The 24,754-nt window shown below is 61.5% G+C and carries 22 protein-coding genes; 6 read left to right on the plus strand and 16 right to left on the minus strand.

All coding sequences use genetic code 11. From position 1 onward, the window contains the following. Window positions 1–9: 9 nt before the first annotated feature. The 7 genes from NOX35_RS18520 to NOX35_RS18550 form a co-directional block, all read right to left on the minus strand. Window positions 10–2,916: an aconitate hydratase gene (locus tag NOX35_RS18520; RefSeq protein WP_256494269.1), complete on the minus strand. Its 2,907-nt coding sequence runs from the start codon at window positions 2,914–2,916 to the stop codon at window positions 10–12. Window positions 2,917–3,081: 165 nt separating this feature from the next. Beyond that, window positions 3,082–4,221 carry a CaiB/BaiF CoA-transferase family protein gene (locus NOX35_RS18525; protein WP_256494271.1) on the minus strand — a complete coding sequence of 380 codons (1,140 nt, stop codon included), beginning with the start codon at window positions 4,219–4,221 and terminating at the stop codon, window positions 3,082–3,084. Window positions 4,222–4,313: 92 nt separating this feature from the next. Next, entirely contained in the window at window positions 4,314–5,321 is a 1,008-nt protein-coding gene (locus NOX35_RS18530; protein ID WP_182283615.1) for a tripartite tricarboxylate transporter substrate binding protein, read from the minus strand. Window positions 5,322–5,350: 29 nt separating this feature from the next. Then, window positions 5,351–6,529: a M20 aminoacylase family protein gene (locus tag NOX35_RS18535; protein WP_256494272.1), complete on the minus strand. Its 1,179-nt coding sequence runs from the start codon at window positions 6,527–6,529 to the stop codon at window positions 5,351–5,353. Between the two features lie 169 nt (window positions 6,530–6,698). After that, window positions 6,699–7,682 (minus strand): tripartite tricarboxylate transporter substrate binding protein, encoded by a 984-nt coding sequence (locus NOX35_RS18540; protein WP_182283617.1) that lies wholly within the window; start codon window positions 7,680–7,682, stop codon window positions 6,699–6,701. 41 nt (window positions 7,683–7,723) lie between these two features. Next, window positions 7,724–8,719 (minus strand): tripartite tricarboxylate transporter substrate binding protein, encoded by a 996-nt coding sequence (locus NOX35_RS18545; RefSeq protein ID WP_256494273.1) that lies wholly within the window; start codon window positions 8,717–8,719, stop codon window positions 7,724–7,726. 94 nt (window positions 8,720–8,813) lie between these two features. Beyond that, a complete protein-coding gene (locus NOX35_RS18550) occupies window positions 8,814–10,523 on the minus strand; it encodes an acyl-CoA dehydrogenase family protein (protein WP_182283619.1) in 1,710 nt (569 codons plus the stop codon). A gap of 251 nt (window positions 10,524–10,774) precedes the next feature. Here NOX35_RS18550 and NOX35_RS18555 point away from each other — a divergent pair, with 251 nt between their 5' ends. Then, entirely contained in the window at window positions 10,775–11,662 is an 888-nt protein-coding gene (locus tag NOX35_RS18555) for a LysR family transcriptional regulator (protein WP_182283620.1), read from the plus strand. A gap of 156 nt (window positions 11,663–11,818) precedes the next feature. On the opposite strand, the gene NOX35_RS18560 is transcribed toward NOX35_RS18555, so the two are convergent. Both NOX35_RS18560 and NOX35_RS18565 read right to left on the minus strand, forming a co-directional pair. Further along, window positions 11,819–12,553 (minus strand): aspartate/glutamate racemase family protein, encoded by a 735-nt coding sequence (locus tag NOX35_RS18560; RefSeq protein ID WP_182283621.1) that lies wholly within the window; start codon window positions 12,551–12,553, stop codon window positions 11,819–11,821. Between the two features lie 18 nt (window positions 12,554–12,571). Then, window positions 12,572–14,107, minus strand: coding sequence for an NCS1 family nucleobase:cation symporter-1 (locus tag NOX35_RS18565; protein WP_256494275.1), 1,536 nt, complete (start codon window positions 14,105–14,107; stop codon window positions 12,572–12,574). Window positions 14,108–14,178: 71 nt separating this feature from the next. Here NOX35_RS18565 and NOX35_RS18570 point away from each other — a divergent pair, with 71 nt between their 5' ends. After that, window positions 14,179–14,313, plus strand: coding sequence for a hypothetical protein (locus NOX35_RS18570; protein WP_256494277.1), 135 nt, complete (start codon window positions 14,179–14,181; stop codon window positions 14,311–14,313). A gap of 323 nt (window positions 14,314–14,636) precedes the next feature. On the opposite strand, the gene NOX35_RS18575 is transcribed toward NOX35_RS18570, so the two are convergent. Then, entirely contained in the window at window positions 14,637–14,963 is a 327-nt protein-coding gene (locus NOX35_RS18575; protein ID WP_256494279.1) for a hypothetical protein, read from the minus strand. Window positions 14,964–15,234: 271 nt separating this feature from the next. Next, window positions 15,235–15,936: a GntR family transcriptional regulator gene (locus NOX35_RS18580; RefSeq protein ID WP_003063980.1), complete on the minus strand. Its 702-nt coding sequence runs from the start codon at window positions 15,934–15,936 to the stop codon at window positions 15,235–15,237. Between the two features lie 282 nt (window positions 15,937–16,218). Here NOX35_RS18580 and NOX35_RS18585 point away from each other — a divergent pair, with 282 nt between their 5' ends. From NOX35_RS18585 to bfr, 3 genes are all read left to right on the plus strand, one after another. After that, entirely contained in the window at window positions 16,219–16,896 is a 678-nt protein-coding gene (locus tag NOX35_RS18585; RefSeq protein ID WP_256494281.1) for a GntR family transcriptional regulator, read from the plus strand. After that, window positions 16,893–17,861: an allantoinase PuuE gene (puuE, locus tag NOX35_RS18590; RefSeq protein WP_256494283.1), complete on the plus strand. Its 969-nt coding sequence runs from the start codon at window positions 16,893–16,895 to the stop codon at window positions 17,859–17,861. Before NOX35_RS18585 ends, puuE begins: the two co-directional genes overlap by 4 nt. A 353-nt stretch (window positions 17,862–18,214) precedes the next feature. Beyond that, window positions 18,215–18,679, plus strand: a complete 465-nt coding sequence (gene bfr, locus NOX35_RS18595) for a bacterioferritin (RefSeq protein WP_182283625.1) — start codon at window positions 18,215–18,217, stop codon at window positions 18,677–18,679. A 75-nt stretch (window positions 18,680–18,754) separates the two neighbouring features. Here the strand turns inward: bfr and NOX35_RS18600 are convergent, their stop codons facing one another. The 3 genes from NOX35_RS18600 to NOX35_RS18610 all read right to left on the minus strand — a co-directional run bounded on the left by NOX35_RS18600 (window position 18,755) and on the right by NOX35_RS18610 (window position 20,426). Beyond that, window positions 18,755–18,904 carry a hypothetical protein gene (locus NOX35_RS18600; protein ID WP_256494284.1) on the minus strand — a complete coding sequence of 50 codons (150 nt, stop codon included), beginning with the start codon at window positions 18,902–18,904 and terminating at the stop codon, window positions 18,755–18,757. A gap of 170 nt (window positions 18,905–19,074) precedes the next feature. Continuing rightward, window positions 19,075–19,755, minus strand: coding sequence for a 7-cyano-7-deazaguanine/7-aminomethyl-7-deazaguanine transporter (locus tag NOX35_RS18605; RefSeq protein WP_034356835.1), 681 nt, complete (start codon window positions 19,753–19,755; stop codon window positions 19,075–19,077). Window positions 19,756–20,003: 248 nt separating this feature from the next. Next, on the minus strand, window positions 20,004–20,426 hold the full coding sequence (locus NOX35_RS18610; RefSeq protein WP_256494286.1) for a hypothetical protein: 423 nt from the start codon (window positions 20,424–20,426) through the stop codon (window positions 20,004–20,006). 139 nt (window positions 20,427–20,565) lie between these two features. Between NOX35_RS18610 and NOX35_RS18615 the strand changes: the two genes are divergently transcribed. Then, complete coding sequence (locus NOX35_RS18615) at window positions 20,566–21,402, plus strand: helix-turn-helix domain-containing protein (protein ID WP_182283627.1); 837 nt, start codon at window positions 20,566–20,568, stop codon at window positions 21,400–21,402. An 84-nt stretch (window positions 21,403–21,486) separates the two neighbouring features. Here NOX35_RS18615 and acnB read toward each other — a convergent pair whose 3' ends face one another. Beyond that, the gene (gene acnB / locus NOX35_RS18620; RefSeq protein WP_182283628.1) at window positions 21,487–24,072 is read right to left on the minus strand and encodes a bifunctional aconitate hydratase 2/2-methylisocitrate dehydratase; all 2,586 of its coding nucleotides are present in this window, start codon (window positions 24,070–24,072) and stop codon (window positions 21,487–21,489) included. Window positions 24,073–24,169: 97 nt separating this feature from the next. Then, window positions 24,170–24,742, minus strand: a complete 573-nt coding sequence (locus NOX35_RS18625) for a hypothetical protein (protein WP_256494290.1) — start codon at window positions 24,740–24,742, stop codon at window positions 24,170–24,172. Between the last annotated feature and the right edge of the window lie 12 nt (window positions 24,743–24,754).

Below are 24,754 nucleotides of genomic sequence, written 5' to 3' on the forward strand. Positions count from 1 at the left end.
CGGGCGCAATCAGGCCAGCAGTTGCCTCAGCACATAGGGCAGGATGCCGCCATGGCGGTAGTAGTCCACCTCGATGGGAGTATCGATGCGCAGCTTCACGGTCACGGTTTTCTTGCTGCCATCGGGCCTGTTGATCACCAGCTGGGCATCGCTTTGCGGCGCCAGGTCGGCGGCAGGGATCACATCGATGAACTCCTCGCCCGTCAGGCCCAGGCTTTGCCAGCTGTCATTGCCCTTGAACTGCAGCGGCAACACGCCCATGCCCACCAGATTGGAGCGGTGAATGCGCTCGAAACTGCGTGCCACCACGGCCTTGATGCCCAGCAGCTGCGTGCCCTTGGCCGCCCAGTCGCGGCTGGAGCCCGTGCCGTATTCCTCGCCGGCCAGCACCACCGTGGCACGGCCCGCAGCCTGGTACTTCATGGCCGCGTCGTAAATGGCCATCTTCTCGGCCCGGCCATGGTCGTCGCGGAACAAGGTGACACCGCCCTCCTCGCGCGAGCCGTCGGCTGCGGCGGGAATCATCAGGTTCTTGATACGCACGTTGGCAAAAGTGCCGCGCATCATCACCTCATGGTTGCCCCGGCGCGAGCCATAGCTATTGAAGTCGGCCTTCTGCACGCCATGCTCGAGCAACCACTTGCCGGCCGGCGAAGACTCCTTGATGGAGCCTGCGGGCGAGATATGGTCGGTGGTGATGGAGTCACCGAACAAGGCCATGATGCGGGCGCCGTGCACAGCGCTTGGATTGGAGGCTCTGTCTGTCGTTGCGGACGGCGCTTTCAGTTCCAGAGCAAAGTCGGCAAAGAACGGCGGCTCGGCGATATAGGTGCTCTCGGGCCAGGTATAGGTGGAGCCCGTCACCCCACGAATCTTTTCCCAGAGCTTGCCCGGCTCGCTGGCCACCTGCTCGTAATTGCTGCGGAAGGCCTTGCCGTTCATGGCGAACTTGAGCAGTTCCTGAATCTCCTCGCTGCTGGGCCAGATGTCGCCCAGATACACGTCCTTGCCGCCCTTGCCCTTGCCCACCGGCTCGGTCATCAGGTCCTTGCGCACCGTACCGGCAATCGCGTAGGCCACCACCAGCGGAGGGCTGGCCAGGAAGTTGGCCTTGATATTGGGGTGAATGCGGGCCTCGAAATTGCGGTTGCCCGAGAGCACGGCCGCGCAGACCAGATTGTTCTGCGTGATGACGGCATTGATCTCGGGGGTGAGATCGCCGGCATTGCCGATGCAGGTGGTGCAGCCGTAGCCGGCCAGCGCAAAGCCCAGTTTTTCCAGATAGGGCAGCAAGCCCGCCTCGGTCAGATAGCGGGTGACCAGGCGGGAGCCCGGGGCCAGCGAGGTCTTGATATGCGGCTTGACCTTGAGGCCTGCCTGCACCGCCTTCTTGGCCAGCAGGCCTGCCGCCAGCATGACGCTGGGGTTGGAGGTATTGGTGCAGCTGGTGATGGCGGCAATCAGCACATCGCCGCTGCCGATATCGAAGCTCTTTTCCGGTGCTGCAACCGCATGGCTGGCATCAACAGCAATCGCACTGGCCTCGACCTTGCCGGTCTCTGGCGTGTTGCTCACCATCTCGGCCTTGTTGCGCTCCGCACCGGCCGACAGTGGCTCGCTCTCGGGCTGCAAGGCCTCGGGACCATCGGGGCTCACCACGTGGCGACGCGCCAGCTGATCGGCAGGGAGATTGAAACCATTCTGGGCCACGGGAGCACTGAAAAGCTCGTCGAACTGCCCGGCCACATGGCCGATCTCGATGCGGTCCTGCGGACGCTTGGGCCCGGCCAGGCTCGGAGCCACCTTGCCCAGATCCAGCTTGACAACATGCGAGTAGTCGATTTCGCCGGCCTTGGGCACGCCGAACAGCTGCTGGGCCTTGAAGTAGGCTTCGAAGGCCTGGATCTCGCTCTTGGTACGTCCCGTTCCCTTGAAGTACTCGATGGTCTTTTCGTCGACCGGGAAGAAACCCATGGTCGCCCCATATTCAGGAGCCATATTGCCGATGGTGGCGCGATCCGGCAGGGACAGGCTGCGCGTGCCTTCACCAAAGAACTCGACGAACTTCCCGACCACTTTTTCCTTTCGCAGCAGCTCCGTGACGGTGAGCACCAGATCGGTGGCCGTCACACCCTCACGCAGCTGGCCGGTCAGCTCGAAGCCCACCACATCAGGTGTGAGGAAGTACACGGGCTGGCCCAGCATGGCCGCCTCGGCCTCGATGCCGCCCACGCCCCAGGCCACCACGCCTATGCCGTTGATCATGGTGGTATGACTGTCGGTACCGACCAGGGTGTCGGGGTAGTACACCGCATCACCCTTGCCGATCCTGGCCTTGTGCACGCCGCGCGCCAGGTATTCCAGATTGACCTGGTGCACGATGCCGAAGCCCGGCGGCACGACACCGAAGGTGTCGAAGGCCTGCATGCCCCATTTCATGAACTGGTAGCGCTCCTGGTTGCGCTGGAACTCCAGCTTCATGTTCAGGTCCAGCGCCTTCTTGGTACCGAAGTAGTCCACCATGATGGAGTGGTCCACCACCAGGTCCACGGGCACCAGCGGCTCGATGGACTTGGGCTTCTTGCCTAGCTTGGCAGCCGTGCTGCGCATGGCGGCCAGGTCGGCCAGCAAGGGCACGCCGGTGAAGTCCTGCAGCACCACGCGCGCGACGACAAACGGAATCTCGTCGACACGCTCGGCCTTGGGTTGCCAGCGCGCCAGCTGCGCCACATGCTCCTCGGTGATCTTGTTGCCGTCACAGTTGCGCAGCACCGATTCGAGCACGATACGAATCGAGACCGGCAGGCGCTTGATCTCCGGGAACTGCTTGGCCAGGGCCGGCAAGGAATAGAACTTGCCTTTCTTGCCCTCGGCCAGTTCAAAGGACTTCAGGGTTTTGGCAAAAGCATGCGACATCGTGAGACTCTCCATGGACAGAACACAGGGAAAACGCTTTTGCATTCCATTGTGCACACAACTCCCGGGAAAAGGGTGGGACAGGGCGCCGGCAACGCAAACCGGCTCACATGAGCGCAAAAAAAGAAAGCCCGCACAGCGGGCTGGAGCTACGGAGAAACAAGCTCAGGCGCCGGCGTCCGGCAGAAACTCCTCTCCTTCGCTCAAGGGCGCAAAGCGGTAGCTGGCTGGCGTGCGGCTGAGCTTGACCGGGGCGCCCAGTCCCTGATACTGGCCCATGGTCACCACCATCTCGCGGTGCGCCGTATGCGGATGCTCAAGCGCCTGGGCGACGTCCAGCACCGGCGCGGCGGGCACGCCTATGGCCATCAGCTCGTCGGCCAGTTTCAGGCCGTCAAGCGGCGCAAACGCCTGCTGCAGCAAGGGCTTGAGCTCGGCACGATGAACGGAACGCTGGCCTGCGGTGGCAAAGCGCTCGTCCTGCGCCAGCCCCTCCTGCCCGACATGGTTGCACAGCAACCGGAACTGCCTGTCGTTGCCCACGGCCAGAAAGATGGGGGCACCACCCGTGCTGAGCACGTCGTAGGGATAGATATTGGGATGGGCATTGCCCGAGCGCTGCGGCACCTTGCGTCCCATGAACCAGTTGGCCGCATGGGGGTGGAGCAGCGACAGACCGGAGTCATAGAGCGAGGCATCCACCAACTGGCCCTGCCCACTGCGCCCCCGCTCGTGCAGGGCCAGCAGCACGCCTATGGTGGCATTCAGCCCCGTCACCATGTCCACCACCGGCAGGCCCACGCGCAGTGGATCACCGTCAGCCTCGCCGTTGATACTCATGATGCCGGCCATGGCCTGGATGGCGGCGTCGTAGCCGGGCAGGCTGCCCAGAGGGCCGTCGGCGCCGAAGCCCGTGACGCGGCACCAGATCAGATGCGGCAGCTCTTCTCGCATCTGTTCAAAGCCTATGCCCCATTTCTCCATGGTGCCGACCTTGAAGTTCTCCACCACCACATCGGCCTGGGCCATCAGCTCTCGCACACGCTGCTGGCCTTCGGGCACGGACAGATCGAGAAACTGGAGGCGCTTGTTGCGGTTCAAGCCGAAGTAGTAGGAGGCCACGCTGTCGCGAAACGGAGGCCCCCAGGTGCGCGTGTCGTCTCCCTGCGGCGGCTCCACCTTGAGCACATCGGCGCCATGGTCGCCCAGTATCTGGCCACAGAACGGACCACCCAGAATGCGTGACAGATCAAGCACCTTGACGCCCTGCAGGGCTCCGGCGCCAACCGTGGCTGGATTGTGCATGTTTCACTTTCCGACAGAATGCGGGCCCATGGCCCGCGTGTTGATCAAAGATTGCTCGAAGGCTTGCGCCGCCAATCGCAGTAGCCCATGCCTCAGGCCAGAGGCTTTCGGCCCACGCCGCGCACCAGCGCGCTCAGGCGCTGATGGATCGCATGGAAGCTCTGGTCCGCCTCTACCTGCGAGGCAACGGGCTGGCGCAGGTGCTTGCCCTCCAGCTCGAGCTTGGCGCGGATTTCCGGATTCACCAGCGCCTGCCCTATGGCGCTGCGCAGCGCGGCCACGCGGTCGGCGGGTGTGCCCTTCTTCACGAAGTAACCCGCACTGACCGTGTATTCGAAATCCGGGCTGAGGCGGCTTTGCGATATCAGCGGCACATGGGCCAGCTCCTTGGGCAGGGTCTTGGAGAAACTGGTCAGAATTTTCAGGCGCCCCTGCTTGGCCATGCCTTCGAAGCTTGCCTGATAAGGCAGGATGGCGAAGTCCACCTGCCCTCCTGCCAGGTCCTGCAGGGCCGGCGCGCCGCCCTTGTAGGGCACATGCAGAAACGGCAGCTTCAGTCTGGCTGCCAGGGCGTCGCCCATGAGGTTGTACATGGAGTCCACGCCCACCGTTCCATAGGTCAGCGGGCCGCTTTTGCTGGCGCGTGCATATTCGATGAACTCGTCATAGCTGTCGACAGGCAGCCCGCTCTTGACCATGAGCACGATGGGCGACTCCGTCGTGGGAGCCGCCAGCGTGAAGTCGCCTGGCTTGTAGCGCGCTGCCGTATTGAGCATGGGCGCCAGGAAGATCTCGTTGGCCGAACCATGGAAGAACATATAGCCGTCTGCAGGGGCGTTGAGCACCTTGGCCGCGGCAATCAGTCCCGTGCCACCACCCAGGTTCTCCACCACCACCGGCTGCCTGATGCTGCGGCCTATGGATTCCGCAAAAATTCGCGCCGCCACATCGCTGGCCCCGCCTGCGGGAAAAGGCACCATGAGAATCAGTGGCTTGGCCGGAAAGCTTTCTGCAGCCCGGACCCCGGCCGAAGCTGCCGCCAAGGCTGCCGTCTGCCACAGCGTGTGCCGCATAAAGCCGCGGCGGTTCCATGTGTTCATCTTTTCTCTCCCGTTCAGGGGCTGACCGCTCAAGCCAGATAGCTTTGCACCAAGTGCGTCCAGAAGGCTGCTCCTATGGGCAGAGCCTTGTCGTTGAAGTCGTACAGGGGGTTGTGCACCATGCAGCCTCCGTCCTCGCCCACGCCGTTGCCCAGCCGGATATAGGCGCCGGGGCGCTTTTGCAGCATGTAGGCAAAGTCTTCGCTGCCCATGGTGGGCGTGCGCTCGCCCACCTTGTCCTCGCCCAGCAGGCGTATGGCCACCTGTCGCGCGTATTCGGTCTGGGCTGCGCAATTCACGAGCACCGGGTACTTGTGCACGTAGTCGATCTCGCAGCTGAGCTGATAGCTCTCGGCCTGGGCTTGCACAAAGGCCTTGATGCGCTTTTCCACCCAGCTGCGCACGTCCGGGTGCAGGGCGCGCACGCCGATCTTGAGCACGGCGCTCTCGGGCACGATGTTGAAGACCTCGCCGGCCTGGATGGAGCCCACCGTGATCACGGCCGCATGCTGGGCATCGATCTCGCGCGTGACGATGGACTGCAGCCCCAGCACGATGCTGGCCGCGCACTGCATGCTGTCTATGCCGTGGTGCGGCATGGCGCCATGGGCGCTGCGCCCGCGCAGCGTAACGGTCACGCGGTCGAACGAGGCCATGGCCGGTCCCTGGCTGATGGCCATCTGACCCACGGGCAGACCTGGTGCGTTGTGAAGCGCATAGATCTCGTCACAGGGAAACAACTCGAACAGGCCCTCGTCCACCATGCGCATGGCGCCGCCTTCGTTCTCCTCGGCCGGCTGGAAGATCAGGTTCAGCGTACCGTTGAAATCGAGCGTCTCGGCGACGTACTTTGCCGCGCACAGCAGGATGGCTGTATGTCCGTCATGGCCGCAGGCATGCATTTTCCCGGGCAGGCGGCTGGCGTAGTCCAGGCCTGTTCTTTCATGGATAGGCAAGGCATCCATGTCCGCGCGTATGCCCAGCGACTTGCTTCCCGAGCCCTTTTTGAGCACGCCTACCACCCCGGTGACACCCAGGCCGCGGTGCACGACATAGCCCCAGCGAGCCAGGGATGCGGCCACCATGTCGCTGGTGCGCGTCTCTTCAAAGGCAAGTTCGGGATGAGCATGAATGCTGCGGCGGATCTCCACGAACTCGGCAGCCACGGACTGCAGTTGGGCGAGCAGAAGGGAAGTTGAAGATGTCATGGCTATGGATAGGTGAAATACCCCGGCTCATGCCTTGCATGGGCTCTCGGGCAGTGGCAGGCAGTGCGAAACAGTGTCCTCCTCGCGGCCTAGGCGAGGAGTTTCGAAAAGTTCTAACACGTCCAACCTTTGATGGCATGCCTGCGCTTGCACCCAAGCGACAGGGCCATCAGTCAAGCTTCACGCCGGCCTTTTGGACCACCTCGCTCCATTTGTCGAGTTCGCTCTTCACGAAGCCGGCCAAGTAGGCAGGCTTGGCATCCGTGCCGCGCTCCAGGCCCTGGGCCGCAAAGGCTTTCTTCACATTCTCGGAATCCAGCGCTTTGGCATAGGCCTGATTGAGCAGCTCCACCCGCTCTACCGGCATGCTCTTGGGGCCGACCACGCCGAAGAACACGCTCACGTCGTAGCCAGCCAGACCCTGCTCGGCGATCGTGGGGATCTGGGGCATGGCACTGGAGCGTTTGGCCGTGGCTACGCCCAGGGCCTTGACCTTGCCGGCCTTGATATAGGGCATGGCCGTGAGGATGTCGGTGAAAGTCATGTCCACCTGACCGGCCAGCAGGTCGTTAAGTGCCGGCCCCGTTCCCCTGTAGGGCACATGCTGCAGCTGGGTCCCGGCCAGGCCGTTGAACAGCACACCCGCCAGATGGGATGAAGCGCCATTGCCCGAAGACGCGAAATTGAGCTTGCCGGGCTTGCTCTTGTCCAGCGCGATCAGCTCCTTGACGTTGCCGACGCCCAAATCCGGCCGAACCACCAGCACATTGGGCAGATAACCAACGTAGATGATGGGCGTGAAGCTGGTGCGCGGGTCGTAGCTGATGGACTTGTACAGCGGTTTGTTGATGGCCAGCGGACCCGAAGTCCCGAACATCAGCGTATAGCCGTCAGGCTTGGCACGTGCCACGAAGTCCGCTCCGATATTGCCGCCGGCGCCGGACTTGTTCTCCACGATCACGCTCTGGCCCAGCTCCTTGGTCAGCTCGGTCGCCAGAATGCGCGCCATGGCGTCGGTAGGGCCGCCAGGCGGAAACGGCACGATGAACGTGATGGGGCGCGTCGGGTATTTTTCCTGGGCAAGTGCGGGCAATGCTGCCGACAGGGCGGCGGATGCCATCAGGCCCAGCGCTGCGCGTCTGGCTTTATGCATGTCTGTCTCCTTGGAAGGGTGTTGCCGATGAATCGGTCAAATCACTGCGGGGTGCCGCCGGCAACGGCCTTGAAGTGCTCCATGCGCGTCTTCTCGCGTGCGTAGGCGCTCCTCGCGTACTGCTCGAACTCTTGCGGGCTGCGGTAGTTCAGCGGCTGATTGAGTTGTTCGAGGATCTTGCGCCCCTGTGCCGACTCCAGCCCCGCCTTGAAGGCGTCATGAATGATGCGCAACCGCGCCGGCGCCAGGCCGGCAGGGGCGGCAATCCCATAGGGCGACTCGATCACCGCGTCCACGCCCAGCTCTCTCAAAGTGGGCACCTGAGGGAACTGCGGAACACGGCTGGACGTGAACATTGCCAGGTAGCGCAATCGACCCGACTGGATATGCTGGGAGGCTACGCCGGAGAGCACGCCCGCATCGATGTGACCACCCAACAGGTCGCTGGCCTGCTCCGCGTCTCCCTTGTAGGGCACTCGATTGAACTGCAGGCCCGTGGACTGCACCAGCTCGCTGAGCACGATGCTGGGCGTTTGCACCGGGCCGGCCGCACCGATGGATATCTGGCCGGGACGCCTGCTCGCATCTTCGGCGAACTCCTTCCAGCTCTTCCACGGCGCTTCCCGACGCACGGCCAGCCCGAAGGTGTAGTCGGTCATGCCGATCACGTAGCTCAGCTTCAAGGGGTCGAAGCTCACCCGGTTCAGATACGGTTCTCGATAGACACTGGCAGGCAGCACCGCCAGGGCGTAGCCATCCGGCTGAGCCCGCGCCAGCTCCACAGCTCCAAACGTTCCATTGGCGCCTGGCTTGTTCTCTATGACCACCAGTTGCCCCAGCAGCTGCGAGGCTTGCTGTGCCACCACCCGCAAATGCGCGTCCGTCGGTCCGCCGGCGCCATAGGGCACGACCAGGCGTATCGGCCGAGCCGGATAGGGGTCGCCCTGGGCCTGCGCGGCAGAATGGACTGCCGCCAGCAGCACTGCTCCCGAGGCTGCGGCCAGCAGCCTTCGGCGCTCTCTTGCGTGATTGCGCATATTTGTCTCCTTGCAGAAATAATCCGGGAGCCGATAACGCCTTTTCACGAAGCGCTTCAGCCGTTTCTTCTACTTATTTCAAGGCCGCCGGCAATCACTCCAGCCACTGCACCGGCACGGCAGCCGCATCGACCAGCGGATCGCGCGGCAGCACACGGTGCAGCAGCACCAGTTGCGACAGGCGCAGGCGCTCGGCCGAGCCGGTCTGTGCGGCTTCCCAGGCCATGGCGATGGCCGTGGTGCAGTTGTACAGAGCTGTGGCGGCCTGACGGGCCAGCACTTCGCCGCCGTCCTGAGCGGCCCTGTGGGCCAGGGTGCTGGCACGGGCCAATGCATCTTCCAGCGCCTGGCGGTAACCGGGCACCAGACGGGCATGCTCGAGAAGGCCATGCAGATACTGCTGCAGCACAGGCAACGAGCCTTCGCGCCTGATGGCGCGGATCACGTCCAGCGCGACGATATTGCTTGTACCTTCCCAGATGGAGCCCAGGTGGGCATCGCGCACTAGGCGCGGATCGCTCCACTCCTCGATATAGCCGCAGCCGCCGCGCACTTCCATCGCATCGCCAGTGACCTTGCGTGCATCGCGGCAGGCGCGGAACTTGATCAACGGCGTCAGGATGCGTAGCAAGGCATAGGCATCCGGCTGGCCCGCGTCGGAGCGCATCAGCGTCTGCGCGGTCTGGAACACCATGGTGCGCGCCTGCTCGGCGGGCACGCGCAGCTTGTCCAACTGGCGCTGCATCAGCGGCATCTGCTCCAGACGCTTGCCAAAGGCAATGCGTTCATGGGCGATGAATTCGGCCTCGGCCACAGCGCGGCGCATCATGCCGGCGGAGCGCACACCGTTGGACAAACGCGAGTTGTTGACCATGTCGGCCATCTGCACAAAGCCCCTGCCCTGCTCGCCCACGAGATAGGCCACGGCGCCGTCCATACGGATCTCGCCGCTGGCCATGGACTTGGTGCCCAGCTTGTCCTTGAGACGGATGATGCGGTAGCGGTTGGTGCTGCCATCGTCCAGGGAACGCGGCAGCAGAAACAGCGAGATGCCCTTCATTCCCGGCGCCCCGCCCTCCACACGAGCCAGCACCATGGCGAACTCGGCATCGGGGTTGGAGCAGAACCACTTGTCGCCGGAGAGAAGCCAGGAGCCGTCGGCCTGCGGGGCCGCCATAGTCAGCGTGTTGGCGATGTCCGAGCCTGCGGCCTGCTCGGTCATGAACATCGCGCCCTGGGCCTGGCTTTCCCAATCCAGCGAGAGCAGCTGAGGCAAATACTTGTCCACCAGCTCGGGGGTACCGTACTTCTTGAGCGTGCGCGTCAGCGAGTCGGTCATGGACAACGGGCAGCACAGGCCGAACTCGGACTGCACAAACAGAAAGGTCAGTGCGTACTTGACGATGGGCGGCATCTTGCCGCTCCAGCCCAGCATGTCTTCCCGGTGCGAGATGGCCTGCAGGCCGAACTCTCCGTAGGCGATGCGCTCAAGCTCTTCATAGGCTGGATGCTTGATGATGCGCTGGCTGTCCTGGCCCGCGCGGCTGCGGTGTTCGAGCGTGGGCGGATTCCTGTCGGCAATGCCGGCCAGCTCGTCGATGCGCCCACCGGCCAGCTCACCCATTCGCTGCAGATAGGGCTGCAGATGGGCTAGCAGATCGGCTGGCAGATAAAGCGCCAGCAGCGACTGCAACTCAGGATCGGTGGCGTAGAAATTGGCACCGTGGCGATCAGGCACGGGATGTGCCGCAGCGCGGACAGCCTGGGCCAAGGCGTGCATCTGACTCTTATCGTTGGCGGACATGAACGTCTCCTGCTGAATTCGAATATCCCCTGAAGCGCTGCGCGCCCTCTCAACGAAAAGAGGACGACAACCTCGCTACAGGGCTTAGCTTGCTTGCCGTCTCTGGTTTGGGCCGTGATGAATTCAGGCGATATGTACCGCACACAAAGCCAGCAATGGAGGCAAGGACTGCCACGAATTTCAGCACCCTCATCTATTCACGTCAAATATTATTAAAATCTTTCTCAATACTTTTTAAATATCATGAAATCATGGAACTGAGGCTGCTGCACTACTTCGTCACCCTCGCCGAAGAGCTTCATTTCAGCCGTGCGGCCCAGCGGCTGTCGATCTCCCAGCCCCCGCTGTCCGTGGCCATCAAGCAGTTGGAGCAGGAGCTGCAGGCCCAGTTGTTCGAGCGCAGCAGCAAGGGCGTACGGCTGACTGCGGCCGGTGAACATCTGCTGGACAAGGCGCGCCAGCTATTGGCTCTGAGTCAGCAGGCCGCACAGGAAACGCGCGACGTGGCCCAGGGCACGCGCGGCCATCTGCGCCTGGGCTTTGTGGGATCGAGCCTGTACCGCGGCTTGCCACAGGCGCTGGAGCGGTTCCAGCACGACCACCCCCTGGTGCGCGTTGACATGCTGGAGGCCAACAGCGCAGAGCAAGTCCTGGACCTGCAGCAAATGCGGCTGGACATGGCCCTGGTCCACTCCATACAACCTCCCGAAGGCATTGCCAGCCGGCTGCTGATGGAAGAGCCTTTCGTGGTCTGCCTGCCCGACCACCACCCGCTGCACGCCAGCGCCGCCATCGATCTGGCCGAACTCAAAAACGACCGCCTGATCCTGTTCTCCAGCCTGGTCTCGCCCACCTATCACCAGCGCATCTACGAGATGTGCCTGGCCCATGGCTTTGCACCCGAAGTACGCCACGAGGTACGACACTGGCTGTCGGTGATCTCGCTGGTTTCGCTGGGTCAGGGCGTGGCCCTGGTGCCCCAGGCGCTGACGCGCGTTGGCATGCCGCGCCTGGTGTTTCGTCCGCTCAGAGGCTCACACCCATCTTCGGAGATGCTGGCCATGTGGCGTCGTACACCGGCCAATCCGCTGGTGCAGGCATTGCTGGCCTGCCTTCAGCAGGCAGTGATAGAACTATGATGCCGGTCAGGACTGATCATCGCCGACCGGCAGCCCTGCCCGGATCTACTTCAACGCTTCACTGCCGAATTCTTCGAGACAGCATTGACTGCCCACAAGAAACTCTCGTCTGAATGGAAATAAGAGGCCAGGACGATTGACACAACTCCGGGCAATTCATCCTGCGACTTGGCTAGCGAATGGGAAGCCGGTCACGCGCTTGGCCCGGGGGGGAGCGTAGGTACGGACCTTGGAGGTGCTCAGGCCCAGGCGCACGAGCGACTCGGCAATGGTCACGGCCGCAGCTACTCCATCGACCACTGGTACACCGGTCAGTTCACGGATCTTGGCATCCAGTTCGGCCATGCCTCCACAGCCGAGGCAAATGACTTCAGCATGGTCTTCGCTGACGGCAAGGCCCGCTTGACGAACAATCGCTTCAACCGCGCGCTCGGGTTGAGTTTCCAACTCCAACACAGCCATGCCGCTGGCGCGAACCGATGCACAGCGCTCGTCCAGGCCAGCAAGCTTGAGTCGGTCCTCGATCAATGGCACAGCGCGATCCAGCGTCGTGACCACCGAGTATTTGTGGCCCAGGAACATGGCCGCAGTGGCCGCCGCCTCGGTGATGTCCACCACGGGAACGTCCAGCAACTCCTGCAGGCCCTCGCGGCCATGTTCACCGTAGCCGGCTTGAATGACTGCATCAAAGGGTTGTCCATAGCTCATCACTGCATCCATGACACCGACTGCGGCAAGATAGCTCTCAAAATTCCCCTCGACCGATTCGGCGCCAAAACGCGGGGTCAGCGCGACTATCTCTGTTCCAGGCGCAGCAACTTTCCGAGCTTGCATGCCAATCGCATGGGTCATCGACTCGGTGGTGTTCACGTTCACGATCAAAATGCGCATGATTTTCAACTTTCCTTCTCAGTGTTTGGCGGAGGCTACGGAAATGGCTTCGCCATCCTGGTCTTCGTAGGTGAGACCTTTCGGTGCAAGCATCCAATAGAACAAGGCGCCCAGTCCGGCTGCGATGAACCAGGAAAACTGGGACAGCGATTGCAGCGTCGGCAGGAATGCAAAGAGCAGCGAGATCAGGGATGAAGGAATCAGAGCCTGAATTGCCTTGGGGTTGACGCCATTGCGGTAGTGATAGGGGCCTGCGGGGTCCTGTGTATAGAGCGCCGGAACGTTCACGCGCTGTTTGCGGATCAGCCAGTAGTCGGCCATCACGATGCCGAACAGCGGTCCCAGAAATGAACCCAGCCCTCCCAGGAAGTAGACGATGACCAGTGGAGAGTTGTAGAGATTCCAGGGCAGGATCACGAAACCGAGAACTGCACTGACAAGAGCTGCCCGGCGGAAGTTCAGATGCCTGGGCATGAGGTTTGCCAACGCCAGGGCCGGAGCCACGAAATTTGCCATCAGGTTCACGGCAATGGTCAGGATCAGCAGTGAAAGACTGGCCAACATCAACAGTGGCTTGTTGGGAATGTTCTGGACGATGTCGGTCGGGCTTTGAATCAGCGTGCCGTCGATGGCAAGTTGTCCCCCCGTCAGAATGACGACGATCAAGCCGAAGATCAGCATATTGATCGGGATGCCCCAGAAATTGCCTTTCACCACAGCGCGGCTTGAGGTAGCTGCCCGTGTGAAATCACAGAAGTTCAGCACGAAGGTGCCATAGATGGCTACCCACAGTGACGCTGCGCCCAGGATCTGCAGCCACATGGCTTTGCCGCTGCTTTCAAAAGGGGCGGACCAGTGCAGAGTCCACTTGGCGCTGTAGAAGATCCATCCTGCCAAGGCAATGAACGTCAGCAGAATTACAGGTCCGGCAAAGGCCTCGTACTTTCGGATGCTCTCCATGCCCCAGCAGGCAATGAGCACCTGCACAATCCACAAGATGGAAAAGCTGAGCCAACCCAGCAATGGCAGGCCCAGTACGACTTGCTCTTTCAGAGACTGCAAGCCGGGAAACAGCGTGATCAGCATCACGTCGAGGACCATGGATGCCAGGTAGGTCTGAATGCCGAACCAGGCAATAGCGACTCCGCCGCGGATCAATGCAGGAATCTGTGCACCGCGTGTACCAAAGCTGATACGGCTCATCACCGGAAAGGGAATCCCTGTACGGGTCCCCATAAAGCCCGAGAGGGACAGCAGCACGAATAGAAATGCAGCACCCAGCAGAAGCGCCATCAGGATCTGATGCCCTCCCAGCCCAAGCGTAAAAAGACCAATGGCAAACGCGTAGTTGCCGAGGCTATGTACATCGTTGGCCCAAAGAGTGAACAGGCTGTAGCTCCCCCAGGTACGCCCCTCTTTTGAGGTTGGTGCCAGATCGTGGTTGTACAGCGCCGGAGAAACTCCGGCCGGCAAGCCTTTATCTCGCTTTGGGCTTGTGGTGTAGGCCCCCGGGTTTAGTGACTCGCCATGGGTGTCCAGTACTAGGTTGTTCATATGCCGCCTTCCATCAGGGTGTTCCGTGGAGCCCCTTTGCCATGACCTCATTTCGGCTGAGGAGGCCATGCTTGTCTACCGTTATTAGCGGCTACGGGCGACGCAGGCCTGCAGCCATGTTTTCGCTGCTGAAGAGCAGTGATGCGGATGAAGCGAATCTGCCCCATATCCATCTGCTTCAGCAAGCTTGTTCAGCAATGCTTTGAACACATCACTGACATGCATGCAATGTATACAAGACATGAATTCAAGAAGCTAGTAGGAACCCTGGTTCTATCGGCCAGAAATATTGGTTCGATGGAGTCCTCAGGCGGGAGGACAAACGGTCACAAGCAGGCGCAGCAAGCCCTGGCGTGCATTTCTGCACTGGACGAGGTGCAGGAACCTACACTTTGATCATGGCTGTTTTGCGCAGATATCCTTCTATGAACTTCTCCACGATCCGCGCTGAGCAAAGCCAGCTTGCTGTGCGTATCCAGGGGCCATAGAAAATACTGCCGAAATCACACACTGGATTGAGTGCCGGTAGTCACCGGTCAGTTGTTGCAAAGCTGGCACTCAGCCCTTGTCCATCGCTGCAATATCGCTCGCCAATGAGCAATCGGCGCTGGTGCCCCATGGCTTTGAGATCAGTTGGAATGCAGGGCAAGACCTTGGCAGCTGCATTCACCAAGTGTGGCAGCAGTCGAGATAGATGAATAGTCCCTTCGGCAGGTAATGCGGAGACGAGCGCTTTGTTGCGATCGGTGGCAATGGCAATTCTTGCTGGAAGACCATTCCACGATGCGATGGCTATCCATGTGGTTTCGTGGCCCTCATTGAAACCGCGACGGCCTGTATCTGCAACGCGAGCCATTCCAAGTCTTGGTCGAGGAACTGGCGTAGCGCCGATGCCATGATCACCATGGACCGAGGCTGCTCCTTGATGAATGCTGCCGGGCACGATCAGCGAACGCTCAAGTCATCACCGGCACAGATGGCGAGCTCAATCGCTCCCCGGAAGCGGCAAGCGCTTCCAGCTTCAATATTGGCTTGCCGGAAAGTGTTGGGAGCTCAAGATCAGCGAAGCGGCCGAGCGGCTCAACCGGGCTGGATCCCGCCCAGGACTCCCATCGACTTTGAAACGCCTATTTGGCTGAAGACGAATCCTCAGGAGCCAGAATGGAGCGGAGTCGGTTGCGTGCTCCACGACGACCGATCAGGCTTTCATCAAGGCGCGATGCCAATGCATCGATGTGAGCAATCATTAATTGTTCAGCCCTCAGATTGTCTCCAGCCGCCAGCGCTTCAACAATGGCGGCGTGATCGTCATTGAAGACTCTGGCCTCAGTCTTCGACTGGTACAGATCTGAAATCAGAGTTGTTCGTGCCGAGAGATCGACCATCATAGAAGTCAGGAACCGATTGCCGAGACACTCTGCCAAGCAAATATGAAAGTCGGCCAGCAGCCAGCTGCGGGCTTCTGCGTCCCCACAGGCAATGGCTTTGCGCTCTTCGGCGATGTGCTTGCGCAGGCGTTTCAGTGTTGCCTGCAAGGGTTGACCAGCATCACGCAGCATGCCTGGCTCAACGACGCGCCTCGCTGCATAGGTTTCCTGAGCCTCCTCAAACGAAGGCTCTGCAACATACCAGCCCACCCTGGAGCGGACCTCCACAAACCCCCTGGTCTGAAGGTGCATCAATGCCTCGCGGACCAGGGTGCGGCTGACCTGAAACAAGTCCGCAATGTCTTGTTCACCAAGTTTCTCTCCCGGACGGAGCTTGGCTGTCAGGATCGACTCTATGAGACGCTCGGCGATCTTGGTTTTGGTGATGACTGGAGTACTCATTAAATTGATTTTATGCGACCGAGCTGTTACGAAGTTGAGGATAGGAAGAGTCAATAAATTCGACCATGCCCGCAATGGCAGGTGATACATCTTGCGCTGCAGAGAGCATGCGGCAGAGCTGGCAGAAGGAGGAGCGTAAGTTAAATATGCCTGGCGGGCTATCCATCTTTCTTCTCCTGCGATTGCCTCAAGAAACTCCCGATACGCCTTAAGGGAGAACACCTAGCTTTTCCTCAATCAACGTTGTATACAAGTGTTGAGTTCAAGATCTATGATGAAGCAATGGAAACCTCACTCACCTGGTCCATTGCAGAAAGTCTGACCAAAGCAATTGTTGAACATCGACTGATGCCCGGCACCAAGTTGCCGGAACAGAAGCTGGCCAATCATTTTGGTGTTTCCCGCACTCTGGTCCGCCAGGCTTTGTTTCAGGCATCACAGAACCGGCTGATCAAGCTCGAGCCCACGCGCGGTGCCTTTGTGGCAACGCCTTCGGTGGACGAGGCACGCCAGGTGTTTGCCGTGCGCCGCATGCTCGAAGCCGAAATGGTGCGCAATTTCGCCGCGCAGCAGACACCCTCCCGCTTGTTGGAGCTCAAAGCGCATGTGGCTGCTGAAAGGAAGGCCATGGAAGCCAATGACGTGGGCCAGCGCACCGAGCTGCTGGGCGACTTCCACGTGCGCATGGCCGAGCTCATGGGCAACGAGGTGCTGGCACAGCTGCTGGGCGAGCTGATTTCCCGCTGCGCATTGATCACCCTGATGTACCAGTCTGCATCGGCGGCCGAGCATTCGCACGAAGAACATGCCGACATCGTGACCGCCCTGGCTGCGGGCGATGCCGAACATGCGGTGCAGCTGATGCTGTTGCACCTCGATCAAATGGAAGAAGGCCTGTCCTTTAGCCGTACTTTGCCAACGCACGATTTGTCGATGGCACTTTCATCCGTATCCCTATGACTTACGATTCCACCGCCTCCTATCCACGCGACCTGATTGGCTACGGCCGCAACACGCCCCATCCCGAATGGCCCGGCAAAGCCCGCGTGGCCGTTCAGTTCGTGCTGAACTACGAAGAAGGCGGTGAGAACCATATCCTGCATGGCGACCCGGGCAGCGAGCAGTTTCTGTCGGAGATGTTCAATCCCGCCAGCTACCCGGACCGTCACATGAGCATGGACGGCATCTATGAATACGGCTCGCGCGCCGGCGTCTGGCGCATTCTCAAGGAGTTCGAGAAGCGCGGTCTGCCGCTGACCGTGTTCGGCGTGGCCACGGCGCTGCAAAAGCATCGCGAGCTGGCCCAGGCCTTTGACGAACTCGGTCACGAAGTGGCCTGCCACGGCCTGAAGTGGATTCACTACCAGAACGTGCCCGAGGAGATCGAGCGCGCCCACATGCAGCAATGCGTGGACATCTTTGAAGAGCTGTACGGCACGGGCGGCGACCACGGCCTGGGCTGGTACACCGGCCGCGACAGCCCCAACAGCCACCGCCTGGTGGCCGATGCCGGCCGCTTCAGCTACGACAGCGATTACTACGGCGACGACCTGCCCTTCTGGATGAAGGTCGCCAAGAGCGACGGCACGACGCACAAGCAGCTCATCGTTCCCTACACGCTGGACGTCAACGATATGCGCTTTGCCCTGCCCCAGGGCTACTCGCACGCCGATCCGTTCTTCCAGTACATGAAGGACACATTCGATGTCCTGTACGCCGAGGGCAATGCCAGTGGCGACAACGCCCCCAAGATGATGAGCATCGGCATGCACTGCCGACTGCTGGGCCGTCCCGGCCGGATTACAGCGCTGCAGCGCTTCCTCGACCACATCCAGAAGCACGACAACGTGTGGGTGTGCCGCCGTATTGATTTGGCTCGTCACTGGGCCGAGCGTTTCCCCTGCAATGAAGCAGTCTCGGCCTGACTGTCCGATCCGAGAACCGCAGGAGCTTGAGGAAGGCGGGCTGGGCACTCGATTTTTTCGAGACATCATCGCAGCCAGTTGCAAGCAGTGCCGCCCTGGAACATCCCTGCCCTGTGGGCAGGGGTAGCCTCTGCGGAGGCTTGCCAAGTGCTGTCCCTGCTTTGTCGTTGATCCGTCTATGCTGAGCATAGCCAAGCGCAATGATCAGCCACAATATGCACCGAGCAATGCGAATGCATCTGCTTACAGCCCGCATCCAGAGCGCGTGCGCTCGGGAATTGATACCTGCCTTTGATTCCCGAAGCCGGTCGCGGGATACTTCAGGCTTCGAAAACTCACCGAGAACAACAACTATGCAAGGTCATCCCGAAGTCGTCGACTACCTCAAGGACCTGCTTCGCGGCGAGCTCGCGGCGCGCGACCAGTATTTCGCCCACTCGCGCATCTATGAAGACCAGGGGTTCACCAAGCTCTTCACGCGCCTGGACCACGAGATGCAGGAAGAAACCCAGCACGCCGATGCACTGCTGCGCCGCATTCTGATGCTGGGCGGCCGCCCCGACATGCGCCCCAAGGAGTTCACGCCCGGCGAGACCGTGCCCGAGATGCTGCGCAAGGACCTGGACACCGAATACGAAGTCCGTGCCGGTCTGCAGCAAGGTGTTGCGCTGTGCGAGCAGCACCGCGACTATGTGAGCCGCGACATCCTGCTGGCCCAGCTCAAGGACACCGAGGAAGACCATGCCTACTGGCTGGAAAAGCAGCTGGGGCTGATCGACAAGATCGGACTGCAGAACTATCTGCAAAGCCAGACCTGAGCCCCTGCAGAGCAGCGCGGAGAAATACTGAGGCCGTCCTTGAAAGACGGCCTTTTTCATGGACTCGAGACGAGTTCAGAAACCACCGTCACCACCAATGACGGCGGAGCGGCCTTCTGCCGGATGGTCGATCCGGCAAGGCTCGCCCAGCCCCATCTCCCGGAGCGAGTCGCCACCAGAATTCACGCCCTTGTGGCGCCCCAATGACTCGTTGACAAACGACATGTCAGAGCAAGCCCGGGCGGCTCGACCATCATCACCGAATGTCATCCGGGACTGCCGCTAGTCGCCTCCAGCCTGGCACGAGCCGCAGCAGCCTGCAGGACCTGGCGCTGCCGATGCACATGTCGCCCATGACAGACCTCTGCACCCAGGCATGCCCTGTAACTGCATCCTCAGCGGATTGCCGTTGCGGGCGTGACCTGCACCTTCATGCTGCGCACGATGGCAGCCAGCACCACGCCATAGGCGGGAACAAACAACAGCAGACTCACCCCCAGCTTGATGACATAGTCGACCATGGCGATTTCAACCCAGTTGGCCGCCATGAAGGCATCGGAGCTATGCCAGAAGGCGATCGAGAAAAAGGCTGCCGTGTCCAGCACCTGGCCGAACACCGACGCAGCCGCCGGAGCCAGCCACCAGGAATGACTTTTCTGGCGGATGCGGTCGAAGACCTGAATGTCCAGCAACTGGCCCAGCACATAGGCGGCAAAGCTGGCCAGTGCGATGCGGAACACAAAGCCGTTGAAGCTTTGCAGCGCTTCCCAGCCATTGAAGCGGCCCTCGTGGAACAGCACACCCACCACATAGGACACCACAAGCGCTGGGAGCATGGCGCGCATGATGACGCGTCGCGCCGCAGTCTTGCCGATCAGGCGCACGGTCAGGTCGGTGGCCAGAAAGATGAAGGGGAAGCTGAAGGCGCCCCAGGTGCTGTGAAAGCCCAGCAGCGTAATGGGCAGCTGTACCAGGTAGTTGCTGGCAATGACCAGGGCGATATGGAACGCCACGAGAACGGAGAGATAAAACGGCACGCGCGACGCTTGCGTCTGCACGGCATGAGCGGATGTCATGACAGTCCTTTTTGGTCGATGGGGGCGAGGGAACCCATGGTTGCGAAGAGTGCGCCAGCGCGGCGCAACCGTGAATTTTATGCGGTACGGAATTATCTCCGCCTCCCCCGGCCCGCTTATCCGCCCGGACACATGGCGAATATAAGAAAAAGCATAGCTTGCAGCGCCTGCCAATCCATGTTTTCAGTATTAAATCATTCTGATTTCAAAGAATGACAGGCGCTAGCCGCTATCCTTTTTTGCATCACTCAAAGCGCGAGATGCGCCTCCTGCCGGGCCGCATGGCGAGAGGCACGCAACCCTGCCCACTGCAGATCGGCCAGGACCAGCACCACGACGGCCTGCGCCGCCACCCAGGCCAGACCCCAGACACTGAGCGCCAGCCCGGAGGCAAACACCAGGACCGCGCAGCCTATTGCCCAGCCCAGATTGCCAAGAGTCACCAGACCGATCAGCGTGCGCGGCAGCGGCTGGCGACGCGCCATCCAGGCCGCGGCCGATGCATAGGCCAGCAGGAAGAGGCCCGTTCCCGTCAGCAGAGCGGCCGGCAGACCTGTCAAATCTACCAGCGTCTGCGTGACAACCAGTTGCAGTGCGCCCGTGACGGCGCAGGAAGCCGCATCGGCCCACATCACATGGCGCAGAAACCGGGGAGAAGCAAAAATGGACATGGGAAACTCCTGTTCTATGACGAAGGTCTGCGGCCGACCCTGTGTCGGCTGCTGGGGTTCATGATTGCCATCCGCGCGCACTGCGTCGATAACCTCGCAGGTCATGGCCGCATGTGAGGCCTGCCACTACGATGCAGCCATGAACTCCAGCACCGCGCCCTCCTTTCATGCCTCGCCTATGCCACTTGGCGCACGCGCGCCGTTTGGCGAACACCTGCGCCACTGGCGCCAGCACCGCCGGCTGAGCCAGCAAGGACTGGCACTGGAGGCCGAGATCTCGACGCGCCACCTGAGCTATGTGGAAACAGGCCGCGCCCAACCCAGCCGCGAAATGGTGCTGCGCCTGGCCGAACGCCTGTCGGTGCCGCTGCGCGAGCGCAATGCACTACTGGTGGCTGCAGGTTTTGCCCCCATGTACCAGGCCCGCCCCCTGGACCACCCCGATCTGGCGGCCGCGCGCCAAGCCGTGGAGCTGGTACTCAAGGGCCACGAGCCCAGCCCTGCCCTGGCCGTGGACAGACACTGGAACCTGGTGGCCGCCAATGCCGTCGTGCCGCTGCTGCTGGACGGCGTGGCACCCTGGCTGCTGGAGCCACCCGTGAATGTTCTGCGCCTGAGCCTTCACCCCGAGGGGCTGGGTCCACGCCTGGCCAATTCCGCGCAGTGGCGCGCCCATCTGCTGCACCGCCTGCAGCAACAGATCGCGGCCACGGCAGACAGCGAGCTGCAGATGCTTCATGACGAGATTGCAGCCTACCCGTTCACCAAGGACAATGACTCCCCTCTGCCCAGCCCCATCGCCGTCCCCTTCGAATTGCACACCCATCTGGGCACACTGAGCTTCATCAGCACCATCACCATCTTCGGCACGCCCGTGGACGTGACACTGCAGGAGCTGGCCGTCGAATCGTTCTTTCCCGCAAATGCCGAGACACAGCAGGCGCTGCAGCGGCTGCAGGCCCGGCGCAGGGCCTGAAAAGCAAAAAGCCCGCAGGACTTGCATCCTGCGGGCTTTTGGGGTTCGGGCCCCTGAAGGCCCTGTCATCTGGCGCCTGAGCGCTTAGATCTTGGCCGCCACTTCAGCGTACTCGGCGATTTCGTTGAAGTTCATGTAGCGGTAGACGGAGGCCTTGTCGGCATCGATCACGCCCATTTCCTTCAGGTACTCTTCCTTGGAAGGCAGGTAACCCAGACGCGAAGCGATGGCCGCCAGCTCGGCCGAGCCCAGATACACATTGGTGTTCTTGCCCAGACGGTTGGGGAAGTTACGAGTGGAAGTCGAGATGACAGTCGCACCTTCACGCACCTGGGCCTGGTTGCCCATGCACAGCGAGCAGCCGGGCATTTCGGTACGTGCACCGGCAGTGCCGAAGGCAGAGTAGTGACCTTCCTTGATCAACTCGTCCTGGTCCATCTTGGTGGGAGGAGCCACCCACAGCTTGACGGGGATGTCGCGCTGGCCGCCCAGCAGCTTGGCTGCAGCGCGGAAGTGACCGATGTTGGTCATGCAGGAACCGATGAAGGCTTCGTCGATCTTGGCGCCGGCCACGTCAGACAGGGTCTTGGCGTCATCGGGATCGTTCGGGCAGCAAACGATGGGTTCCTTGATGTCGGACATGTCGATTTCGATGACGTGAGCGTACTCAGCGTTCTTGTCGGCTTCCAGCAGATCGGGCTTGGCCAGCCATGCTTCGACCTTCTCGATACGGCGCTGCAGGGTCTTGGCGTCGGCGTAACCGTCGGCGATCATGTTCTTCATCAGAACGATGTTCGATGTCAGGTATTCCTTGATCGGCTCGGGGTTCAGCTTGATCGTGCAACCGGCGGCAGAGCGCTCGGCAGATGCGTCGGACAACTCGAATGCCTGCTCGACCTTCAGATCGGGCAGACCTTCGATTTCCAGGATGCGACCCGAGAACTCGTTGATCTTGCCAGCCTTGGCCACAGTCAGCAGACCTTGCTTGATGGCGTACAGAGGGATGGCATGCACCAGATCGCGCAGGGTCACGCCAGGCTGCATTTCGCCCTTGAAGCGCACCAGCACGGATTCGGGCATGTCCAGAGGCATCACGCCGGTAGCGGCGCCGAAGGCCACCAGACCGGAGCCTGCGGGGAAGGAGATGCCGATGGGGAAACGGGTGTGCGAGTCACCGCCGGTACCCACGGTGTCGGGCAGCAGCAGGCGGTTGAGCCAGCTGTGGATCACGCCGTCACCAGGACGCAGGGCCACGCCGCCGCGGTTGCTGATGAAGTTGGGCAGTTCGCGATGGGTCTTCACGTCCACGGGCTTGGGGTAAGCCGCCGTGTGGCAGAAGGACTGCATCACCATATCGGCGGAGAAGCCGAGGCAAGCCAGATCCTTGAGTTCATCGCGGGTCATGGGGCCGGTGGTGTCCTGCGAACCCACGGTGGTCATGCGAGGCTCGCAGTAGGTACCGGGGCGCACGCCCTGGCCTTCGGGCAGACCGCAGGCGCGGCCGACCATCTTCTGGGCCAGCGTGAAGCCAGCCGTGGAGGCAGCGGGCGCCTGGGGCAGGCGGAACACGGTAGATGCGGGCAGACCCAGGGCTTCGCGAGCCTTGGCTGTCAGCGAGCGACCGATGATCAGGTTGATACGGCCGCCGGCTTGCACTTCGTCCAGCAGAACGTCGGACTTGAGCTGGAAGTCAGCCACGGTTTCGCCGTTCTTGACGATCTTGCCGGCGTAGGGCAGCACGTCGATCACGTCACCCATCTCCAGCTTGGAAACATCGACTTCGATGGGCAGGGCGCCGGAGTCTTCCTGCGTGTTGAAGAAGATGGGAGCGATCTTGCCGCCCAGCGTCACGCCGCCAAAGCGCTTGTTGGGCACGAAGGGAATGTCCACGCCCGTGCCCCAGATGATGGAGTTGGTGGCGGACTTGCGCGAAGAACCGGTACCGACCACATCACCCACGTAGGCAACCAGGTGGCCCTTCTTCTTCAGGTCTTCGATGAACTGCATGGGGCCGCGCTTGCCGTCTTCTTCGGGCTTGAACGCCGCGTCGGGACGCGTGTTCTTGAGCATGGCCAGGTAGTGCAGAGGAATATCGGGACGGCTCCAGGCGTCGGGAGCGGGCGACAGGTCGTCGGTATTGGTCTCGCCGGGCACCTTGAAGACGGTGACGGTGATCTTTTCCTCGACCTTGGGACGCGAAGTGAACCACTCGGCATCGGCCCAGCTTTGCATCACTTCCTTGGCCTTGGCATTGCCGGCCTTGGCCTTGTCGGCCACGTCGTTGAAGAAGTCGAACATCAGCAATGTCTTCTTCAGCGCGTCGGCAGCCACGCCGGCCACTTCGGCATCGTCCAGCAGCTCGATCAGGGGGTGCACGTTGTAGCCACCCACCATGGTGCCCAGCAGCTCGGTGGCCTTGGCCTTGGAGATGAGACCCACCTTCAGGTCGCCGTGAGCCACGGCAGCCAGGAAGGAAGCCTTGACCTTGGCTGCATCATCCACACCGGGCGGCACGCGATGAGTCAGCAGATCCATCAGGAATGCGTCTTCACCAGCGGGTGGATTCTTGATCAGCTCGATCAGGTCGGCGACCTGCTTGGCATCCAGAGGCAGCGGGGGGATGCCCAGTGCGGCGCGTTCTGCCACATGGTCACGGTAGGCTTTCAACATGGGTTCTCTCCAATGGTTTTTTGAAAAAGGCTGCGCGTGGAGCGCGAATTACAGGACTGGCGCATGTGCGATACGCCAGCCCTCAGCCTCGCCAGACTTATTTGCTGTCCAGCAGGCTGGGAGGTGGGTTCTTGCGGATGGCTTCGGCCACTTGCTGCTGCTCGGGGCTCATGCACTCATCCGCCAGACGCTGGCCGGCCTTCTGGTTCATCAGCATGGACTTGTTGGCGATCTGCAGCCACACGGCACCGGCCGCCTTGTCTTCCAGGCGCACGGTGCCCGTGGAAGTCTTGACGGGAGACATGTGGTACTTGAAGCCACGGCCGTCCACGATGAAGTAACCGGGGTTGGCTGCGTCGGCGTTCACGTTCACATAGGCGCCCAGCTCGCAGGCAATGCGGCCCTTGTGCACGCGCTCGGCCACGGCCAGCTCTTCCGTGCCCAGTGCGGCGGAAGCCGGGCCGGCGGCCACGGCGGCGGCAGCACCCGCGCCACCTGCAGCTACGGCAGCGGCAGCCTTGCCCTTCTTGGAAGTAGTGGTTGCCTTCTTGGCGGCGGGAGCCTTCTTGGCGGCGGCAGCCTTGGCCTTGGGAGCGGTTTCTGCCACGGCAGAGTGGCTGATTGCGACCAGGGGAGCGGCAATCATCAAAGTGGCGATCAGGGTCTTCATAGGAATTAGCTC

This window comes from Comamonas sp. C11 (assembly GCF_024496285.1).
GTDB classification, from domain to species: Bacteria; Pseudomonadota; Gammaproteobacteria; order Burkholderiales; family Burkholderiaceae_C; genus Comamonas; species Comamonas testosteroni_F.